At 58.8% G+C, this 15,998-nt stretch carries 15 protein-coding genes; 8 read left to right on the forward strand and 7 right to left on the reverse strand.

From position 1 onward, the window contains the following. Window positions 1–30: 30 nt before the first annotated feature. Window positions 31–420 (forward strand): RidA family protein, encoded by a 390-nt coding sequence (locus tag M8006_RS12015; protein WP_250082503.1) that lies wholly within the window; start codon window positions 31–33, stop codon window positions 418–420. A gap of 35 nt (window positions 421–455) precedes the next feature. Here M8006_RS12015 and M8006_RS12020 read toward each other — a convergent pair whose 3' ends face one another. Then, complete coding sequence (locus tag M8006_RS12020; protein WP_250082505.1) at window positions 456–1,337, reverse strand: SDR family oxidoreductase; 882 nt, start codon at window positions 1,335–1,337, stop codon at window positions 456–458. 159 nt (window positions 1,338–1,496) lie between these two features. Between M8006_RS12020 and M8006_RS12025 the strand changes: the two genes are divergently transcribed. Further along, the gene (locus tag M8006_RS12025) at window positions 1,497–2,441 is read left to right on the forward strand and encodes a hydrogen peroxide-inducible genes activator (RefSeq protein ID WP_250082508.1); all 945 of its coding nucleotides are present in this window, start codon (window positions 1,497–1,499) and stop codon (window positions 2,439–2,441) included. After that, complete coding sequence (recG, locus tag M8006_RS12030; protein ID WP_250082510.1) at window positions 2,438–4,516, forward strand: ATP-dependent DNA helicase RecG; 2,079 nt, start codon at window positions 2,438–2,440, stop codon at window positions 4,514–4,516. The genes M8006_RS12025 and recG overlap by 4 nt, the downstream gene beginning before the upstream one ends. A 4-nt stretch (window positions 4,517–4,520) precedes the next feature. Here recG and yccS read toward each other — a convergent pair whose 3' ends face one another. The 4 genes from yccS to M8006_RS12050 form a co-directional block, all read right to left on the reverse strand. Continuing rightward, window positions 4,521–6,746, reverse strand: coding sequence for a YccS family putative transporter (yccS, locus tag M8006_RS12035; RefSeq protein WP_250082513.1), 2,226 nt, complete (start codon window positions 6,744–6,746; stop codon window positions 4,521–4,523). A 146-nt stretch (window positions 6,747–6,892) separates the two neighbouring features. After that, window positions 6,893–7,249, reverse strand: a complete 357-nt coding sequence (locus M8006_RS12040) for a hypothetical protein (RefSeq protein ID WP_250082515.1) — start codon at window positions 7,247–7,249, stop codon at window positions 6,893–6,895. Next, window positions 7,249–7,521: an HU family DNA-binding protein gene (locus M8006_RS12045; protein ID WP_179930433.1), complete on the reverse strand. Its 273-nt coding sequence runs from the start codon at window positions 7,519–7,521 to the stop codon at window positions 7,249–7,251. The genes M8006_RS12040 and M8006_RS12045 overlap by 1 nt, the downstream gene beginning before the upstream one ends. Window positions 7,522–7,653: 132 nt before the next feature. Further along, complete coding sequence (locus M8006_RS12050) at window positions 7,654–8,823, reverse strand: NAD(P)/FAD-dependent oxidoreductase (RefSeq protein WP_250082517.1); 1,170 nt, start codon at window positions 8,821–8,823, stop codon at window positions 7,654–7,656. Window positions 8,824–8,955: 132 nt separating this feature from the next. Between M8006_RS12050 and M8006_RS12055 the strand changes: the two genes are divergently transcribed. The 5 genes from M8006_RS12055 to M8006_RS12075 all read left to right on the forward strand — a co-directional run bounded on the left by M8006_RS12055 (window position 8,956) and on the right by M8006_RS12075 (window position 14,421). Next, entirely contained in the window at window positions 8,956–9,516 is a 561-nt protein-coding gene (locus M8006_RS12055) for a chorismate--pyruvate lyase family protein (protein WP_250082519.1), read from the forward strand. Between the two features lie 38 nt (window positions 9,517–9,554). Continuing rightward, complete coding sequence (gene ubiA, locus M8006_RS12060) at window positions 9,555–10,445, forward strand: 4-hydroxybenzoate octaprenyltransferase (protein WP_250082520.1); 891 nt, start codon at window positions 9,555–9,557, stop codon at window positions 10,443–10,445. Between the two features lie 96 nt (window positions 10,446–10,541). Next, the gene (gene phoB / locus M8006_RS12065; RefSeq protein WP_250082522.1) at window positions 10,542–11,228 is read left to right on the forward strand and encodes a phosphate regulon transcriptional regulator PhoB; all 687 of its coding nucleotides are present in this window, start codon (window positions 10,542–10,544) and stop codon (window positions 11,226–11,228) included. A 2-nt stretch (window positions 11,229–11,230) separates the two neighbouring features. Beyond that, a complete protein-coding gene (gene phoR / locus M8006_RS12070) occupies window positions 11,231–12,517 on the forward strand; it encodes a phosphate regulon sensor histidine kinase PhoR (protein WP_250082523.1) in 1,287 nt (428 codons plus the stop codon). A gap of 131 nt (window positions 12,518–12,648) precedes the next feature. After that, window positions 12,649–14,421, forward strand: coding sequence for a putative bifunctional diguanylate cyclase/phosphodiesterase (locus tag M8006_RS12075; RefSeq protein ID WP_250082525.1), 1,773 nt, complete (start codon window positions 12,649–12,651; stop codon window positions 14,419–14,421). 3 nt (window positions 14,422–14,424) lie between these two features. Here the strand turns inward: M8006_RS12075 and cysZ are convergent, their stop codons facing one another. Continuing rightward, window positions 14,425–15,156 carry a sulfate transporter CysZ gene (gene cysZ / locus M8006_RS12080; RefSeq protein ID WP_250082527.1) on the reverse strand — a complete coding sequence of 244 codons (732 nt, stop codon included), beginning with the start codon at window positions 15,154–15,156 and terminating at the stop codon, window positions 14,425–14,427. A gap of 114 nt (window positions 15,157–15,270) precedes the next feature. Continuing rightward, window positions 15,271–15,996: a phosphate signaling complex protein PhoU gene (gene phoU / locus M8006_RS12085; RefSeq protein WP_250082529.1), complete on the reverse strand. Its 726-nt coding sequence runs from the start codon at window positions 15,994–15,996 to the stop codon at window positions 15,271–15,273. Between the last annotated feature and the right edge of the window lie 2 nt (window positions 15,997–15,998).

Below are 15,998 nucleotides of genomic sequence, written 5' to 3' on the forward strand. Positions count from 1 at the left end.
CTTATCTTTTATCCATAAGGAGTGCTCACTATGAGTAACAAGGCTGTTATTAATACCGAGAAAGCCCCGGCTGCCATCGGCCCGTATTCCCAGGCGGTGAAAGCGGGTAATACCGTGTATATGTCAGGTCAGATTCCGCTCGACCCGGCCACCATGGAACTCGTTTCGGACGACTTTGAAACGCAGGCGCGCCAGGTGTTTACCAATCTGCAGGCGGTGTGCGAAGAAGCGGCGGGGTCGCTTGGTGATGTCGTTAAGCTTAACCTCTACCTGGTGGATCTGGATAACTTCGCCATCGTGAACCGCGTGATGGAGGCGTTCTTCGCCTCGCCTTATCCTGCCCGCGCCGCCGTCGGCGTGAAAGCGTTGCCCAAAGGCGCTCAGGTCGAAGCCGAAGCCGTCATGGTGCTGGGTGACTAAGCGTCCTGGTTACATTGGGATAATAAACACCCGTATTACGCCTTTTGTGCGGTTAAAAAGCCGCCGACTTTAAGCACCTGTGCATACCCTTCGCGGTAGCTGGGGTAGCGAAAGGTGTAACCGGTGCCCAGCAAGCGTGTGTTATCGCAGCGCTTGCTGGTGCGGCGGCGCAGCGGTGACTGCATGGTCTGAGTGGCCTCGACCTTGAGCTGTGAAGCAAGCCACATCATGACGTTATGCAACGCGGCCGGTTCGCAGTCGCTGGCAAGGTAAAGCGCCTCCAGCGGCTGGTTGTGCTCTTGGCAATTGATAAAGTAAGTCAAAATGCCCACACAGTCGTCGCGATGAATCCGGTTGGAGTAAACCGTCGGTGTAATGGCGGCTACCCGACCTTCCACCACTTGGTGGATCAACCGGTCGCGGCCCGGCCCGTAAATCCCTGAAAAGCGCACCACCGTACCGGGAATGGGGTGGTCAACCAGCGCTTGTTCCGCCTCGCGCATCAATACCCCGGAGAAACTGGTAGATTTCGTCGGGCTCTCTTCGTTGACGAGTTCGCCCTCTTGTTGGCCGTAAACGCTGGTAGACGAGACAAAAAACACGCGCTTAGGCGCGGTTTTGTGCTGTTCAAGCACCTTAAGGACGTTTTTGAGCCCGGCGGGGTAGGCGCTGCGGTAGGCGCTTTCTTCAAAGTGGTCGGCGCTAACGGTGTAAATCACGTAGTCCGCCTGGGGGAGTGTGTTGGCGTCAGCGCCATCAAGCGTGTCGAGATCCAACGCCAATGGCGCAATGCCGGTGCCTTCTAGCGCTTCAACGTGGCGGCGCACGCCAATCACGCGGTGGCCTTGGTCTAGCAGCTCGCGCCCTAAGGTAATGCCGATATCGCCACAGCCGATAATCAGTACGGTTAATGCCATGTTGCTCTCCTCGCAATAAATAATCCCTATTAGCGGCCGCCTCCCTCCTTTAAAATGCACAAAAAGGTTGAAGCGTCGGCAGGCGTTGGGCCAGCCAAACCCAGTCGTCTGGGTGACAACGATACACCGGTGACTAACAGAGGATGCTACGGCGCCGCTATGACTTTAACAGAACTGCGCTATATCGTAACCCTTGCTCAAGAGCGCCACTTTGGCCGCGCCGCAGAGCGATGCCATGTTTCTCAGCCTACGCTTTCGGTGGCGGTGAAAAAACTCGAAGAAGAGCTAGAAACCGCGCTGTTTGAGCGCTCAAAATCGACCGTCCAGGTCACGCCGCTGGGAGAGAAAATCGTCGCCCAGGCGCAGCGCGTGCTAGAGCAGAGCAGCCAGATTTATGCCACGGCAAGCGAAGGCAAAGACCAGCTCGCGAACCCACTGCGCATTGGCGCGATCTACACCATCGGGCCGTATCTGTTTCCGGATTTGATCCCGGCGCTTGCCAACGCGGCACCGCAAATGCCGCTATATATTGAAGAAGGAATGACCGCAAACCTGCGCGGCAAGCTACGTAGCGGTGAGCTGGATGTGGTTATCGTGGCGTTGCCATTCACCGAGACCGACGTGGTAACCAAGTCGATTTACGAGGAGCACTTTGAAGTGTTAATGCCCGCCAGCCATCGGTGGGTGGGGCGCGACGCCATTCATAAAGAAGATTTGCTCGAAGAGCGCTTGCTGCTGCTCGGGGAAGGCCACTGCTTCCGTGACCAGATTCTTGAAGCCTGCCCGGCGATCACGCAAAAGCTTAATAGCCCGCACAACACGCTGATTGCTGAAGGCGGCTCGTTAGAGACCATTCGCCATATGGTGGCCTCCAAACTGGGGATTACCGTGCTACCCCAGTCGGCGCTAGGTACCGATGCGTATGAAAACGCCATGCTGGTCAGCCGCCCCTTCGCGGGGCCGGCGCCATCACGCACCGTGGCGATTGCCTGGCGGGCGAGCTTTCCGCGGCCCAAAGCCATTGAGGCGCTGATTCAGGCGATTTCTCAATGCCGCCAGCCGGTGCATGGTCAGCCCATCGATGAGGAAAGCGACGTCTCATGAGCACGCTTAACGCCCCGATCACGGCGCTAAAAGGCGTCGGTGAAGCGCTGGCGTTAAAGCTTTCGCGCCTGGGGATTGAGCAGGTCAGCGACATTCTCTTTCACTTGCCGCTGCGCTACCAAGATCGCACCCATCTCACGCCGATGGGCACGCTGCGCGCCGGGCAAGAGGCGGTGGTCGAAGGCGAGGTCACCGCCTCTGAGGTGGTCAAAGGACGCCGCCGTAGCCTACTTGTGCGTCTGCGCGACGCCAGTGGCATTATCAGCCTGCGCTTTTTTTACTTCTCGCCCGCTCAGCAACAGCAGCTTCGCCCCGGCGTTACCGTGCGCGCCTTTGGCGAGGCCCGCGCGGGGGCGACGGGCTTGGAGCTTTACCACCCGGAATACCGCTTGACGACCCCAGGTGCCGCGCCGGTGGAGGAATATTTCACGCCGGTGTACCCGACCACCGAGGGCTTGAACCAAACGCGTCTGCGCGCGTTGGCAGAACAAGCGCTCGGCCTTCTTGATAGCGACCCCCAGGCGCTGCCGGATGTGATTCCCGAGGCGCTACTGGCGCGCTATCGCCTACCCGGTTTGCACGTAAGCCTGCATCTACTGCACCAGCCCCCGCCCGATGTCAATATTGCGCAGCTGACCCACGGCCAGCACCCAGTCACGCGGCGGCTGGCGCTGGAAGAGCTGTTGGCGCATCAGCTCAGCCTGCGCGAGGTGCGGCTGCGCATTCAATCCGACGGCGCCCCTGAGTTGCCTTCCGGACGTAGCCTGCAAGCGCGTTTTCTTGCCCAGCTGCCTTTCGCGCTGACCGGCGCCCAGCGCCGCGTGCTGGAGGAGATCGGCCTCGATCTTGCTCGCGCTGCCCCGATGCTGCGTTTAGTGCAGGGCGATGTGGGGTCGGGTAAAACCGTGGTTGCCGCCATGGCGGCGCTTTCGGCGCTGGCGGGCAACTGCCAAGCGGCGATCATGGCGCCCACCGAAATTCTCGCAGAACAACACTACCGCGCCTTTAAAGCGTGGTTCGAACCGCTAGGGGTCGAAGTCGCGTGGTTGGCGGGTAAGCTCAAAGGCAAAGCACGGCTGGACGCCAAAGCGGCGATTGCCGATGGCCGCGCGCGCATGGTGGTGGGCACTCACGCGCTGTTTCAGGATGATGTGCATTTCCAGTGCTTGGGGCTGGCGATCATCGACGAGCAGCATCGTTTTGGCGTACACCAGCGCTTGGCGCTACGTGAGAAAGGCGAAGCGGGCGGGCTAACGCCGCATCAGCTGATCATGACCGCGACGCCCATCCCGCGTACCTTGGCCATGAGCGCTTACGCTGACCTGGATGTCTCGGTGATTGACGAATTGCCGCCGGGGCGCACGCCAGTGAAAACCGTGGTGGTGACTGACGAGCGCCGTCCCGAAGTGGTCGAGCGTATTCGCCGCGCCTGCGGTGACGGTCGCCAAGCCTACTGGGTGTGCACGCTGATTGAGGAATCCGAGGCGTTGCAGTGCCAGGCGGCGGAGGTAACCCGCGACGAGCTAACCGAGGCGTTGCCCGAGGTGGCGATTGGTCTGGTCCACGGGCGCATGAAAGCCGCCGAAAAAGCCGAGGTAATGGACGCGTTCAAAGCCGGGGAGCTCGACTTGCTCGTCGCCACTACGGTGATCGAGGTAGGCGTGGACGTGCCCAATGCCAGCTTGATGATCATCGAAAACCCTGAGCGCTTGGGGCTTTCTCAGCTTCACCAGCTACGTGGCCGCGTGGGCCGGGGCAGCACGGAAAGCTTCTGTGTGCTGCTGTATCACCCACCGCTGTCGAAAAGCGCCCGCGAGCGCTTAAGTGTCATGCGCGAAACCACCGACGGTTTTCGCATCGCCGAAAAAGACCTGGAGCTGCGCGGCCCAGGTGAAGTGCTCGGCACTCGTCAGACGGGCCTGGCCCAGATGAAAATCGCCGATTTGGAGCGCGATGCCGACCTGCTAGAGCGAGTCACGGCGCTGGCGCAAACGCTACAAGGCAGCCCAGATGTGACGACCGTGTTGGTACGCCGCTGGCTCGGCGATGCCGCGGGGCGTTACGGGCAAGTGTAGGGTATTACCCTGGCGGTGAAGAAGGCCGTGATGACGTTGGAGACGAGCTTGGCGATGGCGTTTCGATCGCGATCAGCCGGTTGGCGGCGTTGGCCAGGGGCGTTAGCTGTTCGGCGATCAGGCGCAGCTGGCTCTGCATGGGGCGGTAGAGCGTCACCGCTTGTTCTTCCCGCGTTGTCGGCGTTTCCAGCTGGCGCATTAACGTTGCCACCTGCTCGGTAAGGTCATCCGTAGGTTGGCGCGTTCGCAGCCGCTCGGCAAGCTCACCGAGAAGCGCGCTGACGTGCTTGGCCACTGGCACCAGCGTGACGTCGTCTTCGTCGTCAGTCAGGCGGTGGCGGTGGGCGCCAAGGGCTGAAAGGTGGCTGAGGAGGGTGTTAGAGAGCACCAGAAAACGCAGGCCGTGTTCCGTCTCCTGTTTGCGGTAGTACGCAGGCTCGTGAAGCATATTGTTCATCTGGGTCGAGAAAGCGGCGTCGCTGTTGTGGGCATTGCGTCGCGCTAGCCGATAGGCGAGGTCGTCCTGCTTGCCGGTTTCATACTGGTGAATTACCTCGTCGAGGTAACGCCGCTGGCCATCGAGTACCTTCGCTGCCTCGCGGTAAAGCTTGCGGCTCTGCCAGTCGGGCAGAATAAAAAACACCGCGAGCCCCGCAATCAACGCACCGATCAAGGTATCAAATAGCCGCGGCCAGATCAGATCGAAGCCGTCACCCACCTGGTTGAAGCTGCACAGCACCAGCAGCGTAATCGAAGCGGTGGCGATCATGTAGTGCTTCTCTCGGGTGGCGAAAAATGTCACCCCGGCCGCGATAGCGATCAAACTCTGCACATTGGGTTGCGGGAAAAGGCTAATCGACGCCCAGCCCACAAAAAGCCCCAGCACGGTGCCAAGGACTCGCTTGACGAGAAAGCGGCGCGTGGTGGCATAGTTGGGGCGGCAGACGAACAGCGTGGTGAGCAAAATCCAAAAGCCCTGCTCAGGGTCGAGCCACTGCAGTAGCAAATACCCCGCCAGCAGCGCCACTGAAAGGCGCACTGCGTGGCGAAAGGTGGGCGAGCCTAGGGTTAAATTGATCCGCACGCGTCTCCACGCCTCGACAAGACTTCCCGGCGAGCGATCAAGCAGGGCGGTATCGCGGCGTGGCTCGCTGGCATCGGGGTTGTGGGCGCGGGTAATCTGCGCCTCGAGGGTGGTGAGGTTATCGGCGAGCGCATTGAGTGGTTGCATCAGTGGGCGCCACTCGGGCTTATCGCGGGCGCGCAGGTTAGCGATGGAGGCGCGCAAATCTGCCAGCGCCTGTTCGCTCTGTTCGTGGCTGAACGGGCGGTTGAGCAGCAGCGACTTGGCTAATTGACGGCAGGCACGACCCTGTTGATCGAGAAGCCGTTGGCAGCGAAACAGCACATCGTGATGAAAAAACGCCTCGGTCAGCGCGCTGTAGGGGTAGTGGGTAGAGCTGGCGCGTTCGTGAATGTCTTGGGCGATGAAGTAGATCTGCAAATAGCGATTAAGCTTGCGATTCCCGCGTTGACCTTCCATGCGGCGCAGAAGTATCTCTTTGGCGTGATTGAGCGCCGCCACGACTTGGCCGTTTTGGCGCGCGAGTGCCACGCGTCGGGCATGGATATCGACTCCGCGTACCGGTTCAAACAGCGCTGATTTCAACACCAAATATCGGCCGAGCGCTTTATACAGTCGCGCCATGCTCTGCTTGACCGGCTGGCGCGAAAACAGCGCGCACCACGCGACTGAAATAAGCCCGTACCAAGCCGCGCCAATCAGCAGCAACAGCTGGCGAAAGGCGACATCCTCGTCCACACCGCCGTGCTGTTCGATATTGATCATGACGTAGAGAGAAAGAATTAGCGTGCCAGAGGCAATGGTGGCGTAGCGCTGACCGATGGCGCCGAGCATAATCAGGCCAAAGGTGGCGCCCGCAAGCCACAGGGCAAGTAACCACGGCCAGGGAAAGAGCTGCTGCACAATGAGTGAGACAAGCGCAAAGCAGCCAAGCGTTACGATTAGCGCCTGTAGCCGCCCCTGCCAGCTATCGTCGGTCTCGGAGAGCGCGCTGGCGATAATGCCAAGAAATAGCGGAATGACAAAGCTAACGTTTCCCCACAGGGTGGCAAGGGCCAACGCACCGCTAAAGGCGAGAAAAACGCGCAGACTGTAGGCGAATTTATCCAGGGTCCAAAGGCGCCGCAGGGGCAAGGCGATAGGCATAAAAGCTCTTATCAATGAATTATTTTAGACTTTAGTATAAATCCTGATGAGGCAAGTGGCTATGGCGGTGGCTTATAAAAGAAACGCCCCGCCGCGGTTAGGCGGCGGGACGAGTGATAGGCTAAAAGCGGCGGAGAGGATAAGCCTTACAAATACTTCAGCAGTTTTTGCAGCTTGTTCATATCGGCTGAGTCGCCGACAAGGCGGACATCACCCGCCACCATGCCATCGAGAAACGCCTGCTGGGTTGGCTTCTTAAGTATGCGTAGCGCGCTATCTTGATCCTGAAAGCGTAGCTCAAGGTCTAGGTCCACCGGCAATCCTTTACCCGTTGTGACACCTTTTGGTGTCATCCGGTAGTAGCGGGCGACCTGTAAATCTTCGGTGGCAATCCCCCAATCCAGACCGTGCATGCGCTCAAGCTGCTCGCGAAAGCGAGGCTTGCGTCGCAGCGCACGCTTAAGCAAAAAGCCGAGTAGCCACAGCGTCAGCGAAAGCTTCATTAGGAAACCGCATCCTTCAGCGCTTTACCTGGTTTAAACGCCACGTTTTTGCTCGCAGGGATTTGCAAGGGCTCGCCCGTCTGCGGGTTTTTGCCGGTACGGGCGGCGCGTTCGCGCACGGTGAAGGTGCCAAAACCAATTAGGGAAACGTCGTCACCTTTGGCGACGCTATTGGTGATTTCATCAAGGATCACGTTCAGCACTTGGCCAGCTTTGTCTTTGGACAGATCGGCGCTTTCGGCAATGGCAGCGGCGAGTTCAGGTTTGCGCATTAGGTATCTCCGGTGTTTTTCGCTCAGGTGTTAAGGCGTTATTAAACGCTATTGTATACATTGCTCAATACAGCAGCAGTCAAAAATCGTCTGCAAGTCAGCGCCATATCGTAGCGCGTAAGGCAGTGAAAATCAGCCTAGCAGCGCAGGTGCGGCTCTGGAAAGCTCCACTTTCCTTCTCACGCAGCCGCCTGTCAACGCAAAACCGATCAAACGTCCGTCTATATCTTCGGCGAGCGCGGTCATATTCGCGCCGTCTGCCTCAATGCGCCAGCGCTCCGGCGTGACCAGGGGCGGGTAGGCCACCACCGGTAATAGCGGCGTTTTCACTATCACCGGCCAGGCCCCGAAGTGGACGGGGGTGGGCGTGCCAGCAAGCGTTTTGGAAAGGGCGTTGGCGCTGGCTTGCAGCGGCTGCACGTACATGGCGTTCACGCCGGCCACGCAAGCCGCGTCACCGAGGGCAAAAATACCCGGGTGAGAGGTTTGCAGGGTGCGATCAACTGTAATGCCGCTGGCGGAGACCTCAAGCCCAGCCGTGGCGGCAAGTGCGGTGCGTGGTGCAAGGCCGGTGGACAGCAGGACAAGATCCGCCTCGATGGTCTCATGATTATCTAACGTCAGCGCGACGTTCAAAGAGGCGCCAGAAGCGATACGCTCAAGCGTACGCCCCAGTGCTAACTGCATGCCAGCGTCGGCAAAGGCGTCCCCTAGCGCGCGGCCGAGCGGTTCAGGCAGTAGGCGTGGTAGTGGAGCGCTCTCGGGGGCAATAAGGCTGACGTGATGGCCGCCTGCGTGTAGGTCGTTGGCAAACTCGCAACCGACTAGCCCGGCGCCGACAATCGCCACGCGCGCGGGGCCTTGGCCGAGGGCTCGGTGAAAGCGGCGGTAGTCATCAAGGTCGTTAACGCTGAAGCAGTGCGCTTCGCACTCACTGGGAATGGCAAACGGCGCGCGCGGGGCAGCCCCTGTGGCGAGCACGAGCTGGGTATAGGCATAGGCGCTGCCGTCGTCTAGCGTTAGCTGCCGCGCCTCTGGGTCGATGGCGGTAACGGGTGTGTGGGGGAGCAGTGTGGCATTAAGCGCTTCGGCGAGGGCGCTAGCATCGCGCTGAGCGAGTTTATCCGGGGCCAGCTGTTTGGCAAACCCGGTGGAGAGCAGCGGCTTGCTGTAGTCGTCGCCGCTGTCGGCGCTGATCAGGGTGAGACGGCGTGTATCGCCCTCACGGCGCAGCGCGCGTGCTAGCCCGACGCCAGCCATGCCAGTGCCAATAATGACTAAATCGGCGTGGGGTATCGACATAAGTTACCTATCCAGCTAAAAAAAGGTAGAAAAAGCCAGTCATACCGGCATGGTACACTAGCGGACTTTTTCGTGATTGGGGGCAATCATCATGATTGGCTGCGTTTATTGTTGTCTAGGGAGACGCGGGTTTTGCAGCATATTAGCTTAACGCATACTCACTGGCTCGGCTGCCCCATTGCACGCTGGACGCCGGTGGCGGCGGCACGTCCGGCCATGTCGCTCCCTTGGTGGCGCTGGGTAGCGTCTACCGACTCGCTGACCGCTCGGCTGATAGCAGCTGGCAAAGGGCGTCAATTCCAGGTGTGCTTGCTACGCCAGAGCGTGGGCGATGTGTTTGCCGATGAAGCGATGGCGCTTGGGATTGGGCGCCGCCGCTATGCGTGGCGCCGCGAGGTGGCGCTGTGCCTGGACGGTACGCCCTGGGTGGTGGCGCGCTCGGTGGCACCATTGACTCAGCTACGTGGTCAGCGTTTGGACATGTTGGGCGAGCGTTCTCTGGGTAGCTGGCTGTTTCAACAGCCAGGTTTAGTGCGCGGCCCGCTGGAAGTGAGCACCCAGTCGCCGCGCTTTATCCCCGTCGAGAGTCTTTGGGGGCGGCGGTCGCGGTTTCAGCACGCTGGCTTGTCCCTGCTGGTGCAGGAGTATTTTTTACCTGCCATGGCGGATGCGTTGGCGCTGCCTTCGCGCTAGGCTAGCCGGATTAGCGTTTGTCTTTATATGGGGTAAGCATGGATCGTTCTCTACTGCGGCCAATAGGCTGGGCCCGCGTGCCGGATTTTCTTCACCTGACACGGTTAGACCGGCCGATTGGTACCTGTCTTTTGATGTGGCCGACATTCTGGGCGTTGTGGATCGCGGCCCAAGGTTTGCCGGGGCGCGATGTGCTGGTGATTTTCGTTGCCGGGGTTTACGCCATGCGCGCGGCGGGCTGCGTGGTCAATGATTACGCTGATCGTCACTTCGACGGGCATGTCAAACGCACGAAAGACCGCCCACTAGCCAATGGGCGCATTAGTGAGCGTGAAGCGCAACTGTTGTTTGTGGGACTGGTGGCTATCGCATTTGTGCTGGTGCTGTTCACCAACCTATTCACCATTATGCTCTCGCTGGGCGGCGTGATATTGGCGTTTATCTACCCGTTTATGAAGCGCTATACCCATTTCCCTCAGGTGTTTTTGGGGGCGGCGTTCTCCTGGGCGATCCCCATGGCGTGCGGCGCGGTGCTGGGGTACGTGCCGCTGGAAGGCTGGATGCTGTTTTTCGCCAACGTGCTATGGACGGTCGCTTACGACACGCAATACGCCATGGTGGACCGCGATGATGATCTTAAAATCGGGATCAAATCCACCGCCGTGCTGTTGGGTCGCGCAGATCGTTTGATCATCGGCTTGCTGCAACTCGCTACCCTTTTGTTGCTCGCCGCCGTGGGCTGGCACTTGGCGCTGGGGGGCTTTTTCTGGCTGGGGCTGGCTGCTATGGCGGCAACGTTTGTTCACCAACAAGCGCTGATTCGCCACCGCGAGCGGCAGCGTTGTTTCCAGGCCTTTTTGAATAATCACTGGTCAGGGTTGGTTGTCTTCGCCGGGATTGCCTTGAGTTTATGGCCCAGTGCAGGGTAAAACCCGGGGTGTCACGTAATTGTCATCAAGTCATGGTGTGATCGTCATAGAAATGTCTTGTTAAACTTTTTCGTCTTAAGCACCGTGAGGCTTTCAATGACCGCCAAGACCGTTTTGATCGTCGATGATGAGGCGCCGATTCGTGAAATGATCGCGGTAGCCCTGGAAATGGCTGACTATCGTGTACTCGAAGCGGATAACGCCCAGGATGCTCACGCGATGGTGGTAGATCACCAGCCCGACCTTTTGCTGCTTGATTGGATGATGCCGGGCACTAGCGGCATTGAGCTGGCCAGGCGCCTAAAGCGCGAAGAAACCACCGCTGAGCTGCCGATTATTATGCTCACCGCCAAAGGCGAAGAGGACAATAAAATCCAGGGCTTGGAAGCCGGCGCCGATGATTATATTACCAAGCCGTTTTCCCCTCGTGAGCTGGTCGCACGGCTTAAAGCGGTGCTGCGCCGAACCACACCCCGCGGTGTGGAAGACCCCATTGAAATTGAAGGGCTACTGCTTGATCCGGCTAGCCACCGTGTTAGTTCCTACGGTAAATCGGTCGATATGGGGCCGACCGAGTACCGGTTATTGCAGTTTTTTATGACCCACCAAGAACGCGCCTACACGCGTGGCCAGCTACTTGACCAAGTCTGGGGCGGCAATGTCTATGTCGAAGAACGTACCGTGGACGTGCATATTCGTCGGCTGCGTAAAGCGCTGGGTGAGCATAACCGGCTCATTCAAACGGTACGCGGCACAGGCTACCGCTTCTCCGCGCGAGGGTAACCGTGCGCCTGTGGAGTCGTGAAATTTGGCGTTTAGTGTGGCTCTCGGTCGTGGGAGCAGCGCTGGGGGCGATGTTAGGCGTGCCGGGTTTGGGGTTGGCCGTTGGCCTGGGTAGTTGCCTCGGGTATCACCTTTATCACCTGCGCGCGCTTTACCGTTGGCTGACGAGCTCCCCCCACGATGAGCCGCCGGCCGCTCCCGGAATTTGGGGCGAACTTTTTGACCGCCTCTACCGCTACCAAAAAAGCCAACGCCTCACACAAAACCGCCTGCGTGCGACGCTCGCCAGGATTCAAGAATCCTCAGAAGCCATGCGCGATAGCGTGGTGATGCTCGACCGGCATGGGGATTTGGAGTGGTGGAACAGCGCCGCGGCTAAGATGTTGGGGCTGAAAATCGAACTTGACCGCGGCCAGCACATTACCAATTTTCTACGCGACCCGCGCTTTATCCGCTACTTCAATTCCCGCGATTACAGCGAGCCGCTAACGCTCCCCTCACCTATCGATGAGCGGCGCATTCTGCAGTATCAAATTACCTTATACGGCGACGACGAGCGCTTGGTGATGGCCCGCGATATTACCCGTTTGCATCGCTTAGAGCAGATGCGCCGCGACTTCGTGGCCAATGTCTCGCATGAGCTGCGCACGCCGCTGACGGTACTTTCTGGCTACTTAGAAACCTATAGCGACGTAGCGGAACAGCTGCCACCGCGGTTGGGTCGCGGCATCGAGCAGATGCAGGCGCAGACCACGCGGATGCAGAATTTGGTCAACGACCTGTTGCTCCTCTCGCGCCTTGAGATCGATCAGGGCGGTGAGGATCACCAGCCAATCGACGTAGCAGCGTTATTGGAAGGCGTGCGTGAAGACGCTCTGGCGCTGTCAAAAGGCCAACAAACGATTGATATCGATATAGCAAGCGATGCCAAGCTTATTGGCAGTGAGCAAGAGCTGCGTAGCGCAGTCTCCAACCTTGTGTTCAACGCCGTGCGCTACACGCCTTCCGATAGTCATATTACGCTGTGGTGGCAAGCGGGCGAGCCCGGCGCCTGCATTGAAGTGGAAGATGATGGCGAAGGCATTGATCCGGTGCATCTTCCGCGCCTCACCGAGCGCTTTTACCGCGTGGATAAAGGGCGTAGTACCGCGACCGGCGGCACGGGGCTTGGGCTTGCGATCGTCAAGCACGTGCTGCTACGCCACGATGCGCAGCTCACGATTGACTCCCACCCCGGGGAAGGCGCCCGGTTTCGCTGTGTGTTTCCCAAAGAGCGGCTTGCCCGCTAATCCCTAAACGGCGGTTTATTGCCCACGGACAGCAACAACAACGCCCCAAGCCGGTTATTCGTAAACAGGGTAAAATTGGCAATTAACAAAGACATATGCTAAATCAAAACTAAAACTGTCAACGAAGGACCGTGGTGGTGTCTGTGTTAAGTGAGAAATTTTCCAGCATCTTACAATCTGCCGTCGAAAACACTGAGTACTCGATCGTTATCACGACCGGCGATCTGGCGCCGCCGGGACCGCTGATCGTGTATGTCAACGCCGCGTTCACGCGCAAGACGGGCTATGCAAGCGAGGAAGTCTTCCACTCCTCACCTCGCATTTTACAGGGCCCAGCGACTGAGCCTGATGTCCTGGCCCGAATGAAGGCGGCCTTACGCAAAGGCGACTCCTTTGAGGGCTGTACTTGGAACTACACAAAAGATGGAAAGCCGTACCAGGTTGAGTGGACGGTCACGCCATTGTGCGTGGAAGGCGAAGGGGTCGACTACTTCGTGTCAGTCCAGCGAGACGTGACGGCGCAGCACCAGAGTTACGAGAAGCTGAAGAGCGAAACCGGTCGATTGAACGCCCTCCTGCAATCGACTGGAGCCAACACCGATGCAATCACTGGCGCCCACAACCATCGCGGCATGCTATTGCGGCTTCAGGAACTCATTGATGATGCGGCAACCTCGCATCCCGCGGTCGGGGTTGTGGTCCTTAAACTTGCGGGGATAAACCGCGTGGATCAGGTATTCGGCATCGACGCGGTCAACCAGCTTTTGAGAGTGGTTGCCGAACGCCTGCGTTCTCAGCTCAAGGTAAAAGAAACCCTCGCGCGTTCCCATGAGCACTCCTTCACGGTCCTCATCCCGGTGGGTGTGGGTGCCATGGTCGAGGTGAACCGTTACCTGATGGCGAGGGCCCAGACGTTGATTGCCGCGATCGCGGACGAATCCATCGATATCAGCGGCGAAGTGCTCCATATCGATGTGGGCGCAGGGATCGCCCGCTCACCGGTTGATGGCCGCGATTGCCAGAAGCTAACGACCCTCGCCGATGAAGCGGCCCAACGCGCGACCAGAGCAGACGCGAATCTCGTCTGCTGGGCGGATCACGCCACGGCGGCAACACAGCTTGAACAGATCAGGTTGGAGGATAAGCTGCTGCGGGCCATTACCCAGCGAGAAATCGTGGTGTTTTATCAGCCGATTATGGATCTGGATCGTAACGAGGTCATTGGAGCAGAGGCATTGGCACGCTGGCCGCAGCCTGAGGGCCATTCTACTATCGGTCCCGATCGCTTTATCCCCTTGGCCGAAGCGCTCGGGCTAATCGATCAGCTCGGCATGCAGGTTTTTGAGGACGCCTGCCAGCAGCTGAAGTGTTGGCAAGAAGGTGCGGGCAATGCGGCATTCTGGGTGTCAGTTAATGTCGCCCCGGCTCAACTCCGTGATCCGCGCCTGGCCGAACGCTTTGCCGCGATCACGCAATCAATCGGCGTATCGCCGGAGAGCATGAAGCTCGAAATCACGGAAAGTGCGCTAGAACACGGCCTTGAGGAGGTGATCGAAGTGATTGATAAGCTCATAACTGCGGGCTTCCCACTGGCTCTGGACGACTTCGGCACAGGCCACTCATCGCTGCGGCGGCTGATTGAAATACCTTTCAGCATACTCAAAGCCGATAAGTGTTTCGTCTCGCAGCTGCCGGACGGGAGAGGCGCCGCCGTCGTGTCGAGCTTGTCGCAATTGAGTAGCCACCTCTCCATCGACGCGCTTGGCGAAGGTGTTGAGACGGCCGCCCACGAGGCTTTTTTGCGCGACTGCAACTATCGCTACGCGCAGGGTTTTTACTACGCCAAGCCCATGCCTGCCGCCGAGTTTGCCGCCTGGTCGGGATGGTTGGCGGCATCAATGTGACGGTCAGGTGAGCGTTGGCGCGGGTTCTGTGCGGTAGTGGGTGTCCCACATCAACACGGCGCCAGCCACCGCCCCAGGGAGTAGAAACAGGTTTGCCAGCGGTAGCCAGGTAATCAACGTGACCAGCCCACCATAGCTTAAGCTATGCCACCAGCGGCCAGAGAGGCGCCGACGCATATCGGCAAAGCTCACCTTGTTGTTATCCATGGGGTAGTCTAAGTAGGTAATAGCGACGACCCAGGCGGAAAAGAACGCCCATAAAAGCGGGGCAAAAAGGTTTAGGCCGGGAATCCAGCTGATGACAAAAAGCAAAATAGCCCGCGGCAATATATACCCGAGCTTCACCATTTCGCGACCCAAGGCATCTATCGTCGTTTTTGCTAGACCGCGGTCGTCGAGGGGCTCGCGCCCAGTGGCGGTGACTTCTACCTTAGCAGCAAGAAAGCCGTAAAACGGTGCGGCAATCAAGTGTGTGACGACGGTGAAGGTAAAAAACACCACGGCAACCAGGCTTAAGAAAAATAACGGCCAAATCAACCAGGCAAGCCAATCCAGCCAGTTGGGCACCAGGCCCATCCAGTAGCCAAGCCACCCTGCAAAGTGCTGCCAAACCACGCGCAATAGCGTCGCGTAGACCAAAAAGTTGATCACAATGGGTAAAAAAATATAGCGCCGCATGCCGGGCCGGTAGACCCAGCGGATGCCCTGAGCAATGGCAGTAAGGGCGTTCAGCATAGAGCGTGTGTTCCTAGCAAAAAAACAGGCCGCAAAGCGGCCCATAAGATACGGGATATGACGCTAATGGCAATAGCGTAACGCGTCCGCGATGTTTCTCTTCGCTTTTTCGGGTTATCTGCCCTGCTGCATTTGCTGCTCGAGCGTTTCCGGGTTGCTGTGACGAATATCAAGCCCTTTGACCAAATACACCACATGCTCAGCGAGGTTGTCGGCGTGATCGCCTACCCGCTCTAATGCCCGCAACACCCACATCACGCTGAGTACCGCCGAGATGGAGCGGGCATCTTCGGCCATGAACGTGATTAACGAGCGCATCGCGCTGCCGTACTCATCATCCACCAGTTCGTCCTCTCGCACGACTTCTAGCGCCAAGTCGGTATCAAAGCGCGCAAACGAGGTCAGCGCATCACGTAGCATCTTGCGCACGTGCTCGCTGATGTGGCGCACTTCCACCAAGCCGCGTACGGCCGCGCCACTCTCGCTTAGGGTAATGGCGTTGCGTGCGATTTTGCTCGCCTCATCGCCGATACGCTCAAGGTCAGACGAGGCGCGGATCACGGCCACCACTAGTCGCAAGTCGGAGGCGGCGGGCTGTCGGCGTGCCAGCACGCGGGTACATTCGTCGTCGATTTGCAGCTGCAGATCGTTAACCTCGCGATCGCTGTCGCGCACCCTGGTGGCAAGCTTGGTGTCGCCTTCAAGGAGGGAGGTAACGGCATCGTGCACCTGCTTTTCCACCAGGCCGCCCATGGCCATAAGGTGGGTTTTGAGCTCTTCCAGTTCTTGGTTGAACTGGCGAGAGATATGCTGGCTATGGCTGTCGCTAGTGATATCCATGG

Origin of the sequence: Halomonas llamarensis (assembly GCF_023555005.1) — a bacterium.
Classification (GTDB): domain Bacteria; phylum Pseudomonadota; class Gammaproteobacteria; order Pseudomonadales; family Halomonadaceae; genus Vreelandella; species Vreelandella llamarensis.